Genomic DNA, 17690 nt, shown 5'->3' on the forward strand with positions numbered 1-17690 from the left:
GGCCAGATCGCACCCCTCTCAAGGCTCCCCATACAAGCCAATCAACCGTCGCACCACGCCGTTCGTCCAGCCGAAGCCATCCTGTAGCGGATACTCCCCGCCGCCCCCTTCGCGCGGCGTACTGCTGGCGATGTGGTACTTCTCAATCAGCTTGTGGTGCGTCTTGTAGAAGTGGTTCACCGTATGCAGCCAGCTCCAGGCGATTTCATCCCCCAGCGAGTCGTTGCCGTACTGCTTGAACCCCTGAATCGCCATCCACTGCAGCGGCGCCCAGCCGTTGGGTTTATCCCACTGCTCGCCGGTTTCGTACTCGGTTGCCAGAATCCCACCCGGCGTCAGCAGACGCGCTTTTACCGCGTCAGATAAACGTTCTGCCTGCTCGTGCGTCGCCATTCCAACATACAGCGGCACAATGCTAGCGGCAGAAAACAGCGCCATCTGCTCGCGTCGCCAGTCGTAATCGCGGTAACAGCCACTCTCCTCGTCCCACAGATAGCGGTTCACCGCCGCGCGGCGATCGGTGGCCTTCTGGCGGAACAGCTCGGCCGTCTCTTTATCCCCTTTCGACGCCGAGATATTGGCAATCGCGCTCTCCAGCTTAAACAGGAAGGCGTTCAAATCGATGGGGATAAACTGCGTCGTGCGAATGCTGGCGAGCCGCGCCGGATCGCGCAGCCAGCGGGAGGAGTAATCCCAGCCAGACGCTGCCCCCGCACGCAGATCGCGATAGACCTCATTCGGCGGACGGCCCGAGTGGCGGGCGGTTTCCACGTCCTCAATCCACGATTCGTCGCGCGGGGTGTCACGGTCGTCCCAGTATCGGTTCAGCAGCGAGCCGTCCGGCATGCGCACCGCGCTGCGGTAGGCCTGATTAAGCAGGAGCGACTCCGCGCCGTCCATCCAGAAGGCGTGCTCCATTTTGAGGTGGTCGAGGTAGCGCTTCGCGCCGCGCACGCCGTCCTCTTCAAACAGCTCCACCATCAGGGCAAAGACTGGCGGCTGCGAGCGGCTGAGATAATAGGTGCGGTTGCCGTTAGGGATATGGCCGTAGCGTTCGATCAGCCACGCGAAGTTATCCGCCATGCACTTCAGCAGATCGTTACGGCCACTTTCCGCCAGCCCCAGCATGGAGAAGTACGAATCCCAGTAGTAGGTCTCGCTGAATCGCCCGCCGGGCACGATATAGGCCTGCGGCAGCGCCAGCAGGGACGACCAGGGAATATGGTCCTGCGGTTCGCGCGTCAGGACGGGCCACAGGCTATCAATGTGCTCTTTAAGCGACAGTCCGGGGTCGGAGACATATTCCGTGCTGTAGGTTTCAGGCAGCCAGAAGTGGTTCTCCACGAACTGGCGCAGGTCGAAATCCCGGTGCCGTCTGACCTTACGGTAGCGGATCAGAATATCCAGCGGATCCATCTTCGGCGCGCAGTCGGGGAAGGTTTTGCTGTCCGCAAACAGCCGCGTCGACTGGACGTGCTCGAACAGTTCAAGGTAGCGATCGGCGGGCGTCAGGGCATCGGAGGCGGGTAGCCCCTCGATCATTTCGGGTTCCGGCTCCGCCTCAATCATCTCATCCAGTTTTAACTCGCAGGGATCGGTCTCGTAGCGCAGCTCTTCTGCAATCTCGAATTCGATGTTCTCGGTAGCCTGTAGTTTCTGGTTGAACATGGTGATAGGGACCTCCGGTTGTGTATTCTGAAGACAGGTTTCTCCGGGCGTCCTATAAGCGTAGACATTCGCTTCGGTAGATGTGGAGGGATATGTGCGGTAGATCACTCTTTTCGGAGCATTCGTTTTGCAACGATTTATGTATGTGAATAAAAAAAGCCCCTCCGGAGAGGGGCTTCTGCATTATCGCATGGTGACAAACTCTTCTGCCGCCGTCGGGTGGATTGCCACGGTGTTGTCGAAGTCTTTCTTGGTCGCACCCATCTTCAGCGCCACCGCAAAGCCCTGCAGGATCTCATCCATGCCGAAGCCGATGCCGTGGATACCGACAATCTTCTCTTCCGGGCCCACGCAGACCAGCTTCATGCGGCACGGCTGACGGTGCGAGGTGACGGCGGTATACATCGCGGTGAACGCGGATTTATACACTTTCACCTGGTCGTCGCCGTACTGCTCGCGCGCCTGCGGCTCGGTTAAGCCGACGGTGCCGATTGGCGGGTGGCTAAAGACCACGGTCGGGATGTTGCTGTAGTCCAGATGCTCGTCCGGCTTGTTGTTGAACAGACGCTCGGAGAGACGACGGCCCGCCGCAACGGCCACCGGCGTCAATTCAACCGCACCGGTGTTATCACCGACGGCGTAAATGCCCGGTACGCTGGTGTTCTGGAACTTATCGACGACGATGTAGCCTTTTTCGTCGGTTTTCACGCCGGTCACCGCCAGGTTAAAGCTGTCGTTCGCCGGTTCACGGCCAATCGCCCAGATCAGGCAATCAACGGTCTGGCTGCGGCCATCTTCCAGCTCAAGGGTCAGGCTGCCGTCCGCGTTTTTAACGACCGCTTTAGGCACGGCGTTGGTGTGCAGGGTTGGGCCTTCGGTGTTCATCACTTCAACCAGCGTATCGACGATCAGCGGGTCAAAGCTGCGCAGCGGTGCGTGTTTACGCACGAACAGGTGCGCTTCTGCACCCAGGCCGTTAATCACGCCAGCCAGCTCAACCGCGATGTAACCTGCGCCCACAATGGCCACGCGATCAGGCAGAGCAGGCAGCTCGAAGAAGCCGTCAGAGTCGATGCCGTATTCCGCACCCGGAATATTCGGGTGGCTCGGGCGGCCGCCGGTGGCGATCAGGATATGATCGGCGGTGATCGTCTCGCCGTTCACTTCGATCGTTTTCGCGTCCACAAAGCGGGCGAAGCCGTGAATCACGTCGACGTTATTTTTGCCCAGCACGTTGTCGTACGAGGTGTGAATGCGGTCGATGTAGGCGGTACGGCTGGCGATCAGCTTGTCCCAGTCGAAATTGTTGATGGTGGTGTCAAAGCCGTAGTCCGGACCGTACATATGGATCGCTTCACGAATTTGCGCCGCGTGCCACATCACCTTTTTCGGTACACAACCCACGTTCACGCAGGTGCCGCCCAGCGCTTTGGCTTCAATCAGCGCACATTTCTGGCCGTACATGGCCGCGCGGTTGATGGAGGCGATGCCGCCGCTGCCGCCGCCGATTGCGATGTAGTCATAATGCTTAGTCATAGCTTTTGTCCTTAATCGTGAATTGCCGCGATTGTATACCTGAAATCAATAGTTTCCACCGATGGCTGCAATTACTCCGGCACGATCCAGCTGACGGTGGCGTGGCCCGTTCCGGCTGGAACCAACGTTTTGTGCAGCCACGGCAGCACGTTGTTCATCTGCGCTTCCAGCTTCCACGGCGGGTTAATGACGATCATGCCGGAAGCGGTCATGCCGCGCTGGTCGCTGTCCGGGCGTACCGCCAGCTCAATCTGCAGGATTTTACGAATGCCGGTCGCCTCAAGGTCTTTGATCATGCGCTTGATCTGCGCGCGCAGCACTACCGGGTACCACAGGGCATAGGTTCCGGTCGCAAAACGTTTGTAGCCTTCGTGAATGCCGGTCACCACCGCCTGATAGTCGGTTTTGATTTCGTACGGTGGGTCGATCAGCACCAGGCCGCGACGGGAAACCGGCGGCAGCTTGGCTTTCAGCTGCTGGTAGCCGTCGGCTTTTTCCACGCGGGCGCGGCTGTCTTTCTGGAATTCCGAACGCAGCAGTGGGAAGTCGCTCGGGTGCAGTTCGGTCAGCTGGAGGCTGTCCTGCTCGCGCAGCAGCTGGCGGGCAATCAGCGGTGAACCAGGGTAGTAGCGCAGCTGGCCGTTGCGGTTGAAGTGGTTCACCACGCCAATGTACGGCTCCAGCTCGGCGGGCAGGTCGTCCTGCTGCCAGATGCGGGCGATCCCTTCCAGATATTCGCCGGTACGCTCGGCATGCTCGCCGCTCAGCTGATAACGGCCCGCGCCCGCATGGGTGTCCAGATAGAGAAACGGCTTCTCTTTCTCTTTAAGCGATTCAATGATCAGGCTCTGAACGGTGTGTTTGAGGACGTCGGCATGGTTGCCAGCGTGGAAGCTGTGGCGATAACTGAGCATGGGTAATGGTATTCCGCTGAATTGACGATTTGCCACAGTTTACAGCAGAACGGCACAGATTACCCGCAGGCCCGGTAAGCGCAGCTATTGAAATCCTCTACACTTAACCCCATTACTGAAAACAATATGCACAGCGCCGGATGCGCGCTTCATTCACCTATTTCAACAGGACAGCGTTTATGACCAATCCATTACTGACGCCTTTTTCGTTGCCACCGTTTTCTAAAATCCTCCCTGAGCATGTAGTCCCAGCCGTTACGCAATCGCTGGACAACTGCCGCGCGGCGGTAGAAAGCGTGGTCGCGCAGGGCGGGCCGTACACCTGGGAAAATCTGTGTCAGCCGCTGGCCGAAGTGGACGACGTGCTGGGGCGTATCTTCTCTCCGGTAAGCCACCTGAACTCGGTAAAAAACAGCCCGGAACTGCGTGAAGCTTACGAGCAAACCCTGCCGCTGCTCTCTGAGTACAGCACCTGGGTCGGCCAGCACGAAGGGCTGTACAAAGCCTACCGCGACCTGCGCGACGGCGACCATTATGCCGAACTGAATACGGCGCAGAAAAAATCGGTTGATAACGCCCTGCGTGATTTCGAACTGTCCGGTATCGGTCTGCCAAAAGAGAAGCAGGTTCGCTACGGTGAAATCGCTGCGCGCCTGTCCGAACTGGGTAACCAGTACAGCAACAACGTCCTTGACGCCACCATGGGCTGGACGAAGCTGATTACCGACGAAGCAGAGCTGGCGGGTATGCCGGAAAGCGCCCTGGCGGCGGCTAAAGCCCAGGCCGAAGCGAAAGAGCAGGAAGGCTTCCTGTTAACGCTGGATATCCCGAGCTATCTGCCGGTGATGACCTACTGCGACAACCAGGCCTTGCGTGAAGAGATGTACCGCGCCTACAGTACCCGTGCCTCCGATCAGGGGCCAAACGCGGGTAAATGGGACAACAGTCCGGTGATGGCAGAAATCCTCGCCCTGCGTCACGAGCTGGCCCAGCTGCTGGGCTTCGACAGCTACGCGGATAAATCCCTCGCTACCAAAATGGCCGAAAACCCGCAGCAGGTGCTCGACTTCCTGACCGATCTGGCGAAACGCGCCCGTCCGCAGGGTGAAAAAGAGCTGGCCCAGCTGCGCGCCTTCGCGAAAGCGGAGTTTGGCGTGGACGAGCTGCAGCCGTGGGATATCGCGTACTACAGCGAAAAACAGAAGCAGCACCTCTACAGCATCAGCGACGAGCAGCTGCGCCCGTACTTCCCGGAAAACAAAGCCGTCAACGGCCTGTTTGAAGTGGTGAAACGCATTTACGGCATTACCGCTAAAGAGCGTACTGATATTGACGTCTGGCATCCGGACGTGCGCTTCTTCGAACTGTATGACGAGAAAAACGAACTGCGCGGCAGCTTCTACCTCGATCTCTACGCGCGTGAGAACAAGCGCGGCGGGGCGTGGATGGACGACTGCGTGGGCCAGATGCGTAAAGCAGACGGTTCCCTGCAAAAACCGGTCGCCTATCTGACCTGTAACTTCAACCGTCCGGTAAGCGGCAAGCCTGCGCTGTTCACCCATGACGAAGTGATCACCCTGTTCCACGAGTTCGGTCACGGCCTGCACCACATGCTGACCCGCATCGAAACCGCCGGCGTCGCCGGTATCAGCGGGGTGCCATGGGATGCGGTCGAGCTGCCAAGCCAGTTTATGGAAAACTGGTGCTGGGAGCCGGACGCGCTGGCGTTTATCTCCGGCCACTATGAGACCGGCGAACCGCTGCCTAAAGAGTTGCTGGATAAAATGCTGGCGGCGAAAAACTACCAGGCGGCGATGTTTATCCTGCGTCAGCTGGAGTTCGGCCTGTTCGATTTCCGCCTGCACGCCGAGTTCAGCCCGGAGCAGGGGGCGAAAATCCTCGAAACGCTGGCCGAGATTAAAAAGCAGGTTGCCGTTATTCCAGGGCCAACCTGGGGCCGATTCCCGCACGCGTTCAGCCACATCTTCGCGGGCGGCTACGCGGCGGGCTACTACAGCTACCTGTGGGCCGACGTGCTGGCGGCGGATGCCTTCTCTCGCTTCGAGGAAGAGGGGATCTTCAACCGCGAAACCGGCCAGTCGTTCCTTGACAACATCCTGACCCGCGGCGGTTCTGAAGAGCCAATGGTGCTGTTCAAACGCTTCCGTGGCCGCGAGCCGCAGCTGGATGCGATGCTTGAGCATTACGGGATCAAAGGCTGATTGTTACGTGAAGATCTGCTTAGTGGATGAAACGGGCGCCGGAGACGGCGCCTTATCTGTTCTGGCGGCCCGCTGGGGGCTGGAGCACGATGAAGAGAACCTGATGGCGCTGGTAATGACGACAGCACATCTCGAATTACGCAAGCGCGATGAACCGAAGCTCGGCGGGATTTTTGTCGACTTCGTTGGTGGCGCGATGGCGCACCGGCGTAAGTTCGGCGGCGGTCGCGGCGAAGCGGTGGCCAAAGCGGTCGGCATTAAGGGGAGCTATCTCCCGGACGTGGTCGATGCCACGGCGGGGCTGGGGCGCGATGCGTTTGTGCTGGCGTCGGTGGGCTGTCATGTGCGAATGCTGGAGCGTAATCCGGTTGTCGCCGCGCTGCTCGACGACGGGCTGACGCGAGGCTATGCGGACCCGGAAATCGGCCCGTGGCTGCAGGAGCGTTTGCAGCTTATCCACGCGTCAAGCCTGACGGCGCTGACGGACATCACCCCGCGTCCGCAGGTGGTCTACCTCGACCCGATGTTCCCGCATAAGCAGAAAAGCGCGCTGGTTAAGAAAGAGATGCGGGTATTTCAGTCGCTGGTGGGGCCGGATTTAGACGCAGACGGCCTGCTGGAGCCTGCTCGTCAGCTCGCGACGAAGCGGGTGGTGGTGAAGCGCCCGGATTACGCGCCGCCGCTGGCGGACGTTGCTACGACCAACGCGGTGACCACGAAAGGGCATCGGTTTGATATTTATTCGGGGACGCCGGAATAAAAAAAGCCGGGTGGCGGCTTCGCCTTACCCGGCCTACTTTCAGTGCCGCTTTTTTTGCACTTACTCGTCTTCTTCGTCGCGCAGCGGAACAATCAGCATGTCCACGTGAACGGTGTTAATCAGCTGGCGCGCTGAAGACATCAGCTTGCTCCAGAAGTCCTGATGGTGACCGCATACCACCAGATCCATATCGTATTTCTTAATCGCATCAACCAGCACCTGGCCCAGGTCGCCGCTGCCGCTCAGGGTTTCGGTGATCGGATAGCCCGCGTTGGTCGAGAGCTCGCTCAGCGCGTGATGCGTTTCTTCAGAGATGCGTTTCTGCATATCGCCCAGATTGACGTCGATCAGACCGGTGTAGAGGTCGGAGTAATTCACATCAACGTGAATCAGGGAGACTTTCGCGTTGTAGGGACGTGCCATAGATACCGCTTTATCAACCAGCACTTTGCTCTCCGGGGAGAGATCTACCGCGATAAGAATGTGTTTGTAAGCCATAGTGTTACTCCTTCCTTAAGTTATCGATGACTAAATGGGAAAGCCGTCGTCTGATGCTTTCATTACGGCCCAGTTAAACATATTTTTCAAGCTTTGGTGTTGATAACGATTAACCTTGTGGCAAAAAAATTAACGGATCTCCTACACTATTTAATGAGCCGTTCGGATATTAAAACGCGAACCGGATCGACTTTTAGTCATTCTTTCACTGAACTGTCTGTCAGGGCATTGGGGTGCGGTAGCTCAGGAGCCTTGCTTCGTGGGCGGACGCCGGGGAGGATGTATGATTAGCACCGTCGCATTGTTTTGGGCGTTATGCGTAGTTTGCATAGTGAATATGGCGCGCTACTTCTCATCGTTACGTGCGCTGTTAGTGGTACTTCGTGGTTGCGATCCGTTGCTGTATCAGTATGTGGACGGTGGAGGGTTCTTCACCTCGCATGGACAGCCCAGCAAGCAGATGCGTCTGGTGGGATATATCTACTACCAGCGCTACCGCGATCATCACGATGAAGAGTTTATCCGTCGCTGCGAGCGCCTGCGTCGTCAGTTCATTTTGACCAGCGCCCTGTGCGGGCTGGTTGTGGTCAGTATGATTGCGTTGATGATTTGGCACTGAGTACCACAGCAGGCGGGGATAACCCCGCCTGCTTTCCTCTGGTTCAGGGCTTCACTGAGAACCGCAGATTGGAGATATTGGTCTCAATCGAAATAACCTTCCCGCTATAGGCGATATTAACGTGTCCGTTTGTATCAATGCTGGCCGCAGTGATTGTACCCGTACCTTCAATGACAGGATGCTTCATTGCCAACTGATGGATAATGTCGGTGTCTTTCCCTGTTATCTTTTCCGAGAGATAGTAACGGTAGATTGTGGGTACGGTGGCGCCACCCTGATTGTTCACGGTCATATAGAGCCAGACGCTGTCAGATAATTTATAAACGCGTTGAAGTTTATCGCCCTCTTGCTGGTTGGGCTGGTGGTTGAGCCACACAAATCCAATGACCAGAGCCAGAAGCGAAACAGTAACAAGGCGATGAATCCATTTAGTAGCCGTTTTGAATGGCATACGCTATTCCTTCTCTGATATTGCGTTGGTCCGTTGGATCGTCCCCGTAAGGCGGCTTTTCGTGCCATTTTCCCCATTCAGGTTTTGACGTGCCAGCACGGCCTTGAGCCCAACCAGCGCCCATAAGAAGGATGTTTGCAGGTATGCCTGCTGCAGTTCCGGCGGCTCCGAAGTTGAAATTACCAAATGCAGCAAAATAAGGGTCGAATTTTTTGTAATCCCAGGGACCACCATTTCGGACTTTTTGGTAGAACCAGTAATACGTTGAGGGAGTGGCCATGTTACGCGACATGCCATGGAGACGTGCTTCACGCATATTATTTGCTATAACTATTGAGCCAGGTCCTGAAATTGGGACAGAAGCCATACATTCTCCTTTGCCTGGTTTTTCTTCTGGCCGTCATCATAGTGTTATTTTCGCAACTCTTTTGAGCAAAAAATGTTCAGAAAATCCTAATGTTATAAACTGTTGGATTGCAAATAACAGCCATAAAAAAGCGGGTCAGTTTCCTGACCCGCTTTTTGTCGCCTTCAGCCAATCAAATCAGCTTCAGCGAAATCCAGTACAACCCGCCTGACAGCAGGATAGAAGCCGGAAGCGTAAACACCCAGGCCATCAGAATGTTGGTCACGGTTTTGCGCTGCAGACCGCCGCCGTCAACAATCATGGTACCTGCCACGGACGAGGAGAGTACGTGGGTGGTGGATACCGGCATACCGGTGTAGCTCGCCAGACCAATAGACACTGCCGCCGTCATCTGCGCGGACATACCCTGCGCATAGGTCATGCCTTTCTTACCGATCTTCTCGCCGATGGTGGTCGCCACACGACGCCAGCCAATCATCGTACCGATACCCAATGCCAGCGCGACGGCCATGATGATCCAGATTGGCGCGTACTCAATGGTATTGAGCATATCGCTTTTCAGTTTCTTCAGCAGACGCTTGTCGTCACCATTCACCTCTGGCAGCTTCGCGACTTTATCGGTCACGTCGGAGATACAGAGCATGATACGACGCAGCTGACCACGCTGTTCAACGGCCAGTTTATCGTAGCTTTCGATGTTGCCCAGCATACCTTTGGCACGTTCCAGCGCGTTAATCGCGTTAGCCGGATGGCAGTGGAATTCGCCAGGCGCGGTGGTGGCACCGGCTTCCGGAGAAGGGATCAGCTGGTCAACGCCGGTCGCTTTTTTCAGCAGCTCAGGGTGCTGCTGGAAATAGGTTTCAACGTTGTTGACCGCATCACGGGTACGGGTGATTTCGTAACCCGAGGCGTTCATATTCACCACGAAGCCCGCCGGTGCGACACCGATCAGAACCAGCATCACCAGACCAATGCCTTTCTGCCCGTCGTTCGCGCCATGAGAGAAGGCTACGCCGATAGCGGAAATGATCAGGGCGATACGCGTCCAGAACGGCGGCTTTTTCTTGCCGTCTTTCTTCTCACGCTCTGCTGGCGTCAGGTGGATACGCGCACGTTTCTTCGTGTTGCTCCAGTAGCGACGCAGGATGAAAATCAATCCACCCGCAACCACCAGACCCACGATAGGGGAGACGATGAGAGAAGCGAAAATGCCCAGTACTTTAGGCAGATTCAGCGCATCAACAACCGATGTCCCGGTCATCAGGGCGTTGGTTAACCCGATACCGATAATCGCGCCGATGAGGGTGTGAGAGCTGGATGCAGGCAGGCCAAAATACCAGGTACCGAGGTTCCAGATAATGGCAGCAAGCAGCATTGAGAACACCATGGCGAGGCCATGACCGGAACTCACGTTAAGCAGCAGATCCGTTGGCAGCATATGCACGATCGCATACGCAACGCTCAGTCCGCCCAGGAGGACACCAAAAAAGTTAAATACCGCCGCCATAACAACCGCAAGCTGCGATCGCATTGCGCGAGTGTAGATAACCGTTGCTACTGCGTTTGCAGTGTCGTGGAAGCCGTTGATCGCTTCGTAAAACAGTACAAAAACCAGAGCAAGCAATAGTAAAAGCCCGGTATGTAAATCCAGGCCGGCAAACAAATGTAGCATAGGACGTTACGCCATTTTGAGGACATGAACGCGGCGCATTATCCAGGACAAATGCGCAACGGGCAAAGTGAAATATAGACTTTTTTTGACATACCACCTGATTTGGGAAAAGTGCCTGAAAGGATAATCGTTAAATTTCAATGGAATGGCTTTGTAATATCTTTTTACGCTGGTGTGACCACAGAGGAAACTTTACAATCCGCGGCAGTTAACGAAGAGGGTTTTGACGTGGAAAGGTTTGATGCCGTGGTTATTGGCGCCGGTGCGGCGGGTATGTTTTGTGCGGCGATGGCCGGACAGGCGGGTCGTCGCGTGCTGTTGCTGGACAACGGAAAAAAGCCAGGCCGCAAGATCCTGATGTCAGGCGGCGGGCGTTGCAACTTCACCAATCTTTATGTCGAACCCGCGGCCTATTTGAGCCAGAACCGCCATTTTTGCAAATCTGCGCTGGCGCGTTACACCCAGTGGGACTTTATCGACCTGGTGGGTAAGCATGGCATCGCGTGGCATGAAAAAACCCTGGGACAGCTGTTCTGCGACGACTCCGCGCAGCAGATTGTCGATATGCTGGTGGCCGAGTGCGAGAAGGGCGGCGTGGTCATGCGCCTGCGCACCGAGGTGTTGGAGGTGGCCCGCGACGAGCAGGGATACACGCTGCAGCTGAACGGTGACACCGTCAGCGCCGATAATCTGGTGATCGCCAGCGGCGGTCTGTCGATGCCGGGGCTGGGCGCGTCACCGTTCGGCTACAAGATTGCCGAGCAGTTTGGCCTGAAGGTGCTGCCAACCCGCGCCGGGCTGGTGCCGTTCACGCTGCATAAGCCGCTGCTGGAGCAGCTTCAGACGCTGTCCGGCGTCTCTGTTCCCTCCGTCATTACCGCCGAAGACGGGACGGTATTCCGCGAAAACCTGCTCTTTACCCACCGCGGTCTCTCCGGCCCGGCGGTCCTGCAAATCTCCAGCTACTGGCAGCCGGGGGAATTTGTCTCGGTGAATCTGCTGCCGGACTGCGATCTGAACGCGTTCCTCAATGAACAGCGCGCCGCGCACCCGAATCAGAGCCTGAAAAATACCCTGGCGATGCAGCTGCCGAAGCGTCTGGTGGAGTGTTTGCAGGGGCTGGGGCAGATCCAGGATGTGTCGCTCAAGCAGCTTAACAGCCGCGAGCAGGAGACGTTGGTGGATACGCTAACGAACTGGCGCGTTCAGCCAAACGGTACCGAGGGGTATCGCACGGCGGAAGTGACGCTGGGCGGCGTTGATACGAATGAGCTTTCTTCACGCACGATGGAAGCGCGTAACGTACCGGGGCTCTACTTTATTGGCGAAGTAATGGACGTAACCGGCTGGCTCGGCGGGTACAATTTCCAGTGGGCGTGGTCGAGCGCCTGGGCGTGCGCGCAGGCGCTGCAAAATGCGCAATAAATTGCCGGGGAGTCTCCTCCCCGGCGGTGTTGCTCATTCAGATGATGTAAGCATTAATCCGGTATGGCGTAATCCGCAATGCGGAAGGTGACCTTACCCGTCCAGGTGTTATCACGGTAAGAACCAATGGCGAGACTGTCCTGAGTGAAGCCATTGAAGCTCCCGGCCGCAATGGACGCGCCGAATTTTTCATACTGATTTTTACCCCAGTAGACTTTCGCAACGCCTTCTCTCACCAGCGTATTAATATTGATCATGCCTTCTTCATCGTCAGCGTAGTCATCCAGGCTTTTACCGCCGTTGATGACATACACGGCACCCACCTGCGTGCCGCTGCCGTTCACCGCATTCGGATCGCCGATCACCAGGTCTTTTTTACCGTCGCCGTTCAAGTCCACATTACCGAGAATGCTGTTCCCGAACCCTGCCAGCTTGCTGCCAGGCCTGTCGGCGTAAATAGCATAGCCATCGTGTACGCTAAATGTTTTGTTGTAGTTCAGCCGGGTGTGCGCCGCATCGAGGAACAGAGACGATGGTAGCTTACTGCCGTCGGCCTTACCTTTAATAATCCAGACCAGCCCGGAACGTTTTTTATCAATACCCATGTCGGCAGGGGCGCTAATCGCAAAAGCGTTAGCGTGAGCATTCAGGAAATTACCTAATGGCGTAATGGTGCCGTTATTGGGCTTATCCTGCGTATACGCGCTATGATCGTTACTTCCTTCACCTCCGCCGGACTGACCACCCAGGAAAGCCGCCCCCATACCGTGAATGCGGGTTGCCTGCGTCGCGTTTAGCGAGGCGATGTCGAGATTCCCCTGGTTGAAGCTGCTGCCGTAGACGAGATAGGCCGTGCCGCGTCCATCAGTGCCGCTGTTCTCTGATTTACGGCCTTCATTGACCGATTCCGGGTCGACGATCAGGTAATCACTGAAGCCGTCGCCGTTAATATCCCCGACATCGCTGATCTGCTGCCCAAGGTTGTAGTTAAGGGGTTTATCCGGGCCGTTGGTGGCGGTCATCTGCGGACGAATATAGGCACCGGTCGCGGCAGGGATCTCCCAGTCGCCCAGGTTGTTGCGCTTAATATCAATGTTCTGCCACTGATCGCCTGGCTTTTGAGCGCCGTAGATAATGATGGCGCCGCCGCGTCCGCCCGTGCCTTCGATATCGCCGATAGCAAGATCGACCATCTTGTTAGCCACGGCAGAATTTTTATATTTAATTGGGCCTACCGCGGCGCCAAACCAGCCGCCGGTATTCGCATTGCCTGAAGAATTCACCGTACGGATGCGAATACCCAGGCGAGCGTCGCCGTTGTCGATATCATTGAGGTCAATCTGATTAGAAAGACGCGCGCCGGTACGGTGATGCGGTCCGCCCCAGATAATATAGACCTGATCATGCCAGTGGGAGGCGATGACTAAATCATCATATCCATCGCCGTTAATATCACCTATTTTACGTACCGCGACGCCCATCCATTTTGTCGTCACTGAGCCAGGCTTATTCGCTTTATTGCTGTGGATAATTTTAAGCGCATTTTGCGGATCGAATTCACCTACGTTATTGACTTGCTGCATGGGTTTCCCACCGGAAGTCCCGAAAATGACGTACGCGATCCCTTTTGCGCCATCCCCCCAGGGGGCCGTAATGACAATATCTTCACCCGCGATATGCGAACCATTGTCCTTATCGGAAAACTTACCGATCGTGGTCATCGTCATACCGAAATAGTCTTTTTGTTTTTCACCCTTAATAGATACAGGGACAGAATAAGGCTCGATATCGCTGGCGATAACCTGTGATGCCGTGATGCCAGTACCTGATAAAGCTGCAACGCAAAGCGCTACACGCGTTTTCGTTTTGAGTTTCATAGTATATATCCTTATACAAATCCATTTTTCATACCCGGCAACTCATTTGTATAGCGCTATGTGTTGCCGGGAAATAAGAGGTTTCTACGCTGTATTAAGTTTTTTCTTTATTTAAACTCGAAATCCAGCGTGGATGTGGCTTCAAATTTTCCCGGTTGTGGAGACTTTTCTCCTTGTTGGACAGGTGTTGCTATAATAGTGACATTCCCCTCCTGCGTTGGTACGGCTGAACTGTTGCCATCAATTTTATTCCCGTTGTGTTCAAGTTTTATCCCTAAATCATTGCGCTCACCTTCATCATTATGGGTCTTGATAAAACCAGAGCCATTAAAATCGGACGCGCGGAACTTAATACTCACCTTGCTTTCATCTTCAGGATTTTTGCACGTCACACGAATATCCACGTTTTTTTGCTTACCGGTGGCCTCGGGCTTAAATTCATTCGCGGTAATACTGCCAAACGGGACCTTGATGGTTTGCCCGTCATTAATCATGCATTGTGGTGGAATATCAATTGACAGTTGGAAATTAAGTGTGACAAAAGGTCTGGAGGTGTCATAACTCCCCGTCTGTTTTTTGGCAAAAATGGTCACTAATTCCTGCATAGGAATATCAATGCGGCCTGAAGGAAGCGGTTTAGTTAATTCCAGAGAGACAGTCCCGCTGGAGCCGGTTGCGAACAGAGTATGGTCGTTTTTATCATCACAGTTATTTGTCGCAGGACGTCCATTATCAACACCGGCGGTATTACTCAAATCAACCGGGATATACCGCAATTCATCCTCGCCACCAAGAACGACATTTATACCGATATTAATACCCTTTTCCGCATCCAGAGGATAATAGATAAAGTCTGCATTACGTTTGCCGCCTCCTGTGCCCAGTTTCGTACTGGTAAATCGAAATAAGATACTTTCTGGCACGCTGGAGTCCTGACAGAGGCAGATACCATTAAAATTACCTTTATTATTCCATGTGGATTGGGTTGTGCCGGGTACGTCGTCGGCAGTAAGGTTTTCGATAATATCAAACTTGTGCGCCTGGCCAGATACGGTTGATGTCGGCCAGCAGCTTCCTACAACATCAGCATAAGCTGGCGCGCCCATCAATCCCCCTGCTGCCAGGCACGCGAGTAACGTTAATTTTTTCATTTTAATTCCTTTATTTATTAACGGATGATTTGCAGGTCTGCGTTAACTGCACAATTCCGCTAATCGTGGGTTCCTGGCCAGAAAGCTGATAGTGAACCTGGCAACGCTGATCGGGTTTCTTACCCCAGCTCACGTCTAACGTCCCTTTTTCCGCCATCCCGGTGAGGAATACGCTGCCTTCATCACCCACAATGCTGGTGGTTGTATTCTGAGAAACAATGGCACCGAACGGAACGGGTTTGCCCTGCGCATCTTTCAGCGTCATCATCAGGCGTTTACCCACCGCCGTGGTGAAACGTGCCCGAACGATGGCTCCCCGGGTGGGAACGACTTTATGGCTGTTACTTTCCAGCTCGACATCGTCAGGTAAAGTATCGGGACGCAGCTGGATATTGCTCTCCTGATAAGGTGTCAGGTAAGGCACCACCGCATAGCCCCAGGGGTCGGTGCGCACGCCAGTGTGGTTACGGACGCTGACACCTGCGGCATCCGGCGCTTCAACCAGAGCGACCGTTTCACCCAGCGACTGCGCCAGCGTGACGCCATGAGGATGAACCAGCACGCCCCCGCGCAGGCTGTAATTCAGCCGCTGCGCGTCCCGGCTATAGCCATACCCGGCGCCAACCTGCGCATAGCGTCCGTTATAGCTAAGCGAGGCATCGCTGCTGTTTGCCTGGCTCCCTGGGTTGATATTCTGCTGTACGCTCCAGTTCAGGTTATTGTCCTCAAGGGCGCTGCCGCTCAGGGAAACACTGTGGCCTGGCGAGCGTTTTTCCGCCGCAGAGAAGGTGTAACCGGCACGTGTGGAGCGGAGCCATTTGTCCAGAGGGACGCTCACGCTCAGGCTGAACAGATTGTCCTGGTTATAGAGACGCTGGTTATCCTCTTTTGTCACGTTCAGATAGTGGTTGTAATTCAGGCTATAGCTGATCCCGTTCCAGCTGTTGCCATAGCCCAGCGTGGCGGAGGTCGTGCGTTTTTGGCTCGTGTGGTAGTCCTCGCTGACCAGCATGGCGGAGAGATAGCCGAGGTTTTCTCCCAGGTTTTGGTTTAGCGTCAGTTCTGTACGGCTACGGCGTCGATCCAGGCGCGAGGGTTGCGAGTGATAGCTGCTCAGGGTTTCACCGAGCGTGTAGAAATCGGACGTCGAGTAGCGATAGCCCGCAATCGCAACGTTAGTGCCGGTAGACAGCAAATTTTTGTTATAGCGCAGGCGTAGCGACTGTCCCCGGTTTTTCTCTGCCTGTTTAGTGGTGGCCCAGGCCTGGGTAATATCAAATGACAGTGCGCCAAAATCGCCCATGTTTTTACCCATGCCAAAAAGCAGGGACTGATATTGACTGGCGGCCTGCATGCCTCCGTATATCGAGGTTTCCCACGGCAGACCGTAAATCAGGCTCCCTTGTGAAAACAGGGCATTCTCAGCATCGCTGCTGCTGGAACGATAGCTGCCGCTAATGACTTCATATTTGTATTGCCCTTCCCGCTGCATAACCGCTAACGACGCGTAAGGCACTAAAGAGACTTGTTCGCTGCCATCCGCCTCTTTCACCACAACTTTCAGCTCGCCGCTGCTGCCGAGGTAAAGATCGTTGATGACAAATTCACCGGGCGGGACATAGCTTTGATAAATGCTGTAGCCGTTCTGAAAAATAGTGATCTGGGCATTAGTACGAGCAATACCGCGGATCACCGGCGCATAGCCTCGCAGGCTGCCCGGAAGCATCTGTTCATCCGAGTAAAGCTGAACGCCGCGAAACGGGGTGCTATCAAAGACTTCTGCGGTAGAACTGTTATCCCCGACAATCAGCTGGCTATTCAGGGCGCTGATATCACGCTGCAGATAGGTATAAACCGATTCCCAGCGCCCAGCTTGTCCCTGGCTGTTACTCCAGGTCGAGAAATTGCGTAAACGCCAGGGTCCAACGTTCAGTCCCGGACGCAGGCTGAGGTACTGGCTATCGGTTCCCGTCCCGTTGTGCGAGGTCCACGTGGCGCCGCTGTAGTTGTAGCTGAGCATCAGGCCCGGAATACCCTGTTCCCGACGCGCAGGATCGATGTAGCCGTGAGCGTGGCTGTCCAGGGCCGCCTGGGGAATGCTGAGCCTTAACGCCTGCTCGCTGAAGTCAAATTCGCTGCTTGCGAGAGGGATCGCCGACAGATTCGCGCAGCCCTGGGTATCGTCCCGGAGCAACGGGAATGCCGCCGTTTTAACACCAAACGACTGGAGCGTCTCCTCGCTGAGGCACGGTGCGAGGATATTTTTATGCTGCGCGTTCTCTTCGAGTCGAAACGTGATATCGCGCGTGTCGAACATTTTATTGTTAAGAAACAGGTCAACACGATAAACGCCGGGTGTCTGGCTCTCTTTGTTCTCAAAGAGAGAAAGATCGACGGCGGTACGCGGCGCGCCACCCGTTTCCAGAAAGGCCGGGTCGAAGTAATCACTGGCGTATAATGCGCTGGGTAATATCCAGGCAAAGCAAAGCGCTGGACGAATGCCCCAAAATATAGTCATGAAAAAATACCC

The 17690-nt window shown here is 55.4% G+C and carries 14 protein-coding genes; 4 read left to right on the plus strand and 10 right to left on the minus strand.

Annotated features, from left to right (window positions below; genetic code table 11):
* Window positions 1-18 precede the first annotated feature (18 nt).
* From IM291_RS18050 to IM291_RS18060, 3 genes are all read right to left on the minus strand, one after another.
* Window positions 19-1668, minus strand: coding sequence for an alpha,alpha-trehalase (locus IM291_RS18050; protein WP_028014741.1), 1650 nt, complete (start codon window positions 1666-1668; stop codon window positions 19-21).
* Between the two features lie 183 nt (window positions 1669-1851).
* On the minus strand, window positions 1852-3204 hold the full coding sequence (gene gorA, locus IM291_RS18055) for a glutathione-disulfide reductase (protein ID WP_069733657.1): 1353 nt from the start codon (window positions 3202-3204) through the stop codon (window positions 1852-1854).
* A 71-nt stretch (window positions 3205-3275) separates the two neighbouring features.
* Window positions 3276-4118 carry a 23S rRNA (adenine(2030)-N(6))-methyltransferase RlmJ gene (locus tag IM291_RS18060; protein WP_032640380.1) on the minus strand — a complete coding sequence of 281 codons (843 nt, stop codon included), beginning with the start codon at window positions 4116-4118 and terminating at the stop codon, window positions 3276-3278.
* Between the two features lie 179 nt (window positions 4119-4297).
* Here IM291_RS18060 and prlC point away from each other — a divergent pair, with 179 nt between their 5' ends.
* Window positions 4298-6340, plus strand: coding sequence for an oligopeptidase A (prlC, locus tag IM291_RS18065; RefSeq protein ID WP_028014738.1), 2043 nt, complete (start codon window positions 4298-4300; stop codon window positions 6338-6340).
* A 7-nt stretch (window positions 6341-6347) separates the two neighbouring features.
* Window positions 6348-7100, plus strand: coding sequence for a 16S rRNA (guanine(1516)-N(2))-methyltransferase RsmJ (rsmJ, locus tag IM291_RS18070; RefSeq protein WP_047367222.1), 753 nt, complete (start codon window positions 6348-6350; stop codon window positions 7098-7100).
* Window positions 7101-7160: 60 nt separating this feature from the next.
* On the opposite strand, the gene uspA is transcribed toward rsmJ, so the two are convergent.
* Window positions 7161-7598, minus strand: a complete 438-nt coding sequence (uspA, locus tag IM291_RS18075; protein WP_003861223.1) for a universal stress protein UspA — start codon at window positions 7596-7598, stop codon at window positions 7161-7163.
* Window positions 7599-7881: 283 nt separating this feature from the next.
* Here uspA and uspB point away from each other — a divergent pair, with 283 nt between their 5' ends.
* Window positions 7882-8217, plus strand: coding sequence for a universal stress protein UspB (gene uspB / locus IM291_RS18080; RefSeq protein ID WP_003861224.1), 336 nt, complete (start codon window positions 7882-7884; stop codon window positions 8215-8217).
* Window positions 8218-8260: 43 nt separating this feature from the next.
* Here the strand turns inward: uspB and IM291_RS18085 are convergent, their stop codons facing one another.
* From IM291_RS18085 to pitA, 3 genes are all read right to left on the minus strand, one after another.
* On the minus strand, window positions 8261-8668 hold the full coding sequence (locus IM291_RS18085; protein WP_028014736.1) for a hypothetical protein: 408 nt from the start codon (window positions 8666-8668) through the stop codon (window positions 8261-8263).
* Window positions 8646-9035, minus strand: a complete 390-nt coding sequence (locus IM291_RS18090) for a polymorphic toxin type 44 domain-containing protein (protein WP_028014735.1) — start codon at window positions 9033-9035, stop codon at window positions 8646-8648. Before IM291_RS18090 ends, IM291_RS18085 begins: the two co-directional genes overlap by 23 nt.
* A 172-nt stretch (window positions 9036-9207) precedes the next feature.
* A complete protein-coding gene (pitA, locus tag IM291_RS18095) occupies window positions 9208-10707 on the minus strand; it encodes an inorganic phosphate transporter PitA (protein WP_028014734.1) in 1500 nt (499 codons plus the stop codon).
* Between the two features lie 228 nt (window positions 10708-10935).
* Here pitA and IM291_RS18100 point away from each other — a divergent pair, with 228 nt between their 5' ends.
* Window positions 10936-12132, plus strand: a complete 1197-nt coding sequence (locus IM291_RS18100; RefSeq protein ID WP_192987429.1) for an NAD(P)/FAD-dependent oxidoreductase — start codon at window positions 10936-10938, stop codon at window positions 12130-12132.
* A 53-nt stretch (window positions 12133-12185) separates the two neighbouring features.
* On the opposite strand, the gene IM291_RS18105 is transcribed toward IM291_RS18100, so the two are convergent.
* The 3 genes from IM291_RS18105 to IM291_RS18115 all read right to left on the minus strand — a co-directional run bounded on the left by IM291_RS18105 (window position 12186) and on the right by IM291_RS18115 (window position 17678).
* Window positions 12186-14009, minus strand: coding sequence for an integrin alpha (locus IM291_RS18105; RefSeq protein ID WP_048957398.1), 1824 nt, complete (start codon window positions 14007-14009; stop codon window positions 12186-12188).
* Window positions 14010-14116: 107 nt separating this feature from the next.
* Window positions 14117-15160 carry a fimbrial protein gene (locus tag IM291_RS18110; protein WP_192987430.1) on the minus strand — a complete coding sequence of 348 codons (1044 nt, stop codon included), beginning with the start codon at window positions 15158-15160 and terminating at the stop codon, window positions 14117-14119.
* 10 nt (window positions 15161-15170) lie between these two features.
* Window positions 15171-17678: a fimbria/pilus outer membrane usher protein gene (locus IM291_RS18115; RefSeq protein ID WP_136344114.1), complete on the minus strand. Its 2508-nt coding sequence runs from the start codon at window positions 17676-17678 to the stop codon at window positions 15171-15173.
* Window positions 17679-17690: the final 12 nt, after the last annotated feature.

The organism is Enterobacter cloacae complex sp. P27C (assembly GCF_014895705.1).
Taxonomy (GTDB): Bacteria; Pseudomonadota; Gammaproteobacteria; order Enterobacterales; family Enterobacteriaceae; genus Enterobacter; species Enterobacter bugandensis.

Bases quoted from the DNA above. Each gene is read 5' to 3' on its own strand.
- IM291_RS18050 (WP_028014741.1), bottom strand. From the start codon at position 1,668: ATGTTCAACCAGAAACTACAGGCTACCGAGAACATCGAATTCGAGATT.
- gorA (WP_069733657.1), bottom strand. From the start codon at position 3,204: ATGACTAAGCATTATGACTACATCGCAATCGGCGGCGGCAGCGGCGGC.
- IM291_RS18060 (WP_032640380.1), bottom strand. From the start codon at position 4,118: ATGCTCAGTTATCGCCACAGCTTCCACGCTGGCAACCATGCCGACGTC.
- prlC (WP_028014738.1), top strand. From the start codon at position 4,298: ATGACCAATCCATTACTGACGCCTTTTTCGTTGCCACCGTTTTCTAAA.
- uspA (WP_003861223.1), bottom strand. From the start codon at position 7,598: ATGGCTTACAAACACATTCTTATCGCGGTAGATCTCTCCCCGGAGAGC.
- uspB (WP_003861224.1), top strand. From the start codon at position 7,882: ATGATTAGCACCGTCGCATTGTTTTGGGCGTTATGCGTAGTTTGCATA.
- IM291_RS18085 (WP_028014736.1), bottom strand. From the start codon at position 8,668: ATGCCATTCAAAACGGCTACTAAATGGATTCATCGCCTTGTTACTGTT.
- IM291_RS18090 (WP_028014735.1), bottom strand. From the start codon at position 9,035: ATGGCTTCTGTCCCAATTTCAGGACCTGGCTCAATAGTTATAGCAAAT.
- pitA (WP_028014734.1), bottom strand. From the start codon at position 10,707: ATGCTACATTTGTTTGCCGGCCTGGATTTACATACCGGGCTTTTACTA.
- IM291_RS18105 (WP_048957398.1), bottom strand. From the start codon at position 14,009: ATGAAACTCAAAACGAAAACGCGTGTAGCGCTTTGCGTTGCAGCTTTA.
- IM291_RS18110 (WP_192987430.1), bottom strand. From the start codon at position 15,160: ATGAAAAAATTAACGTTACTCGCGTGCCTGGCAGCAGGGGGATTGATG.
- IM291_RS18115 (WP_136344114.1), bottom strand. From the start codon at position 17,678: ATGACTATATTTTGGGGCATTCGTCCAGCGCTTTGCTTTGCCTGGATA.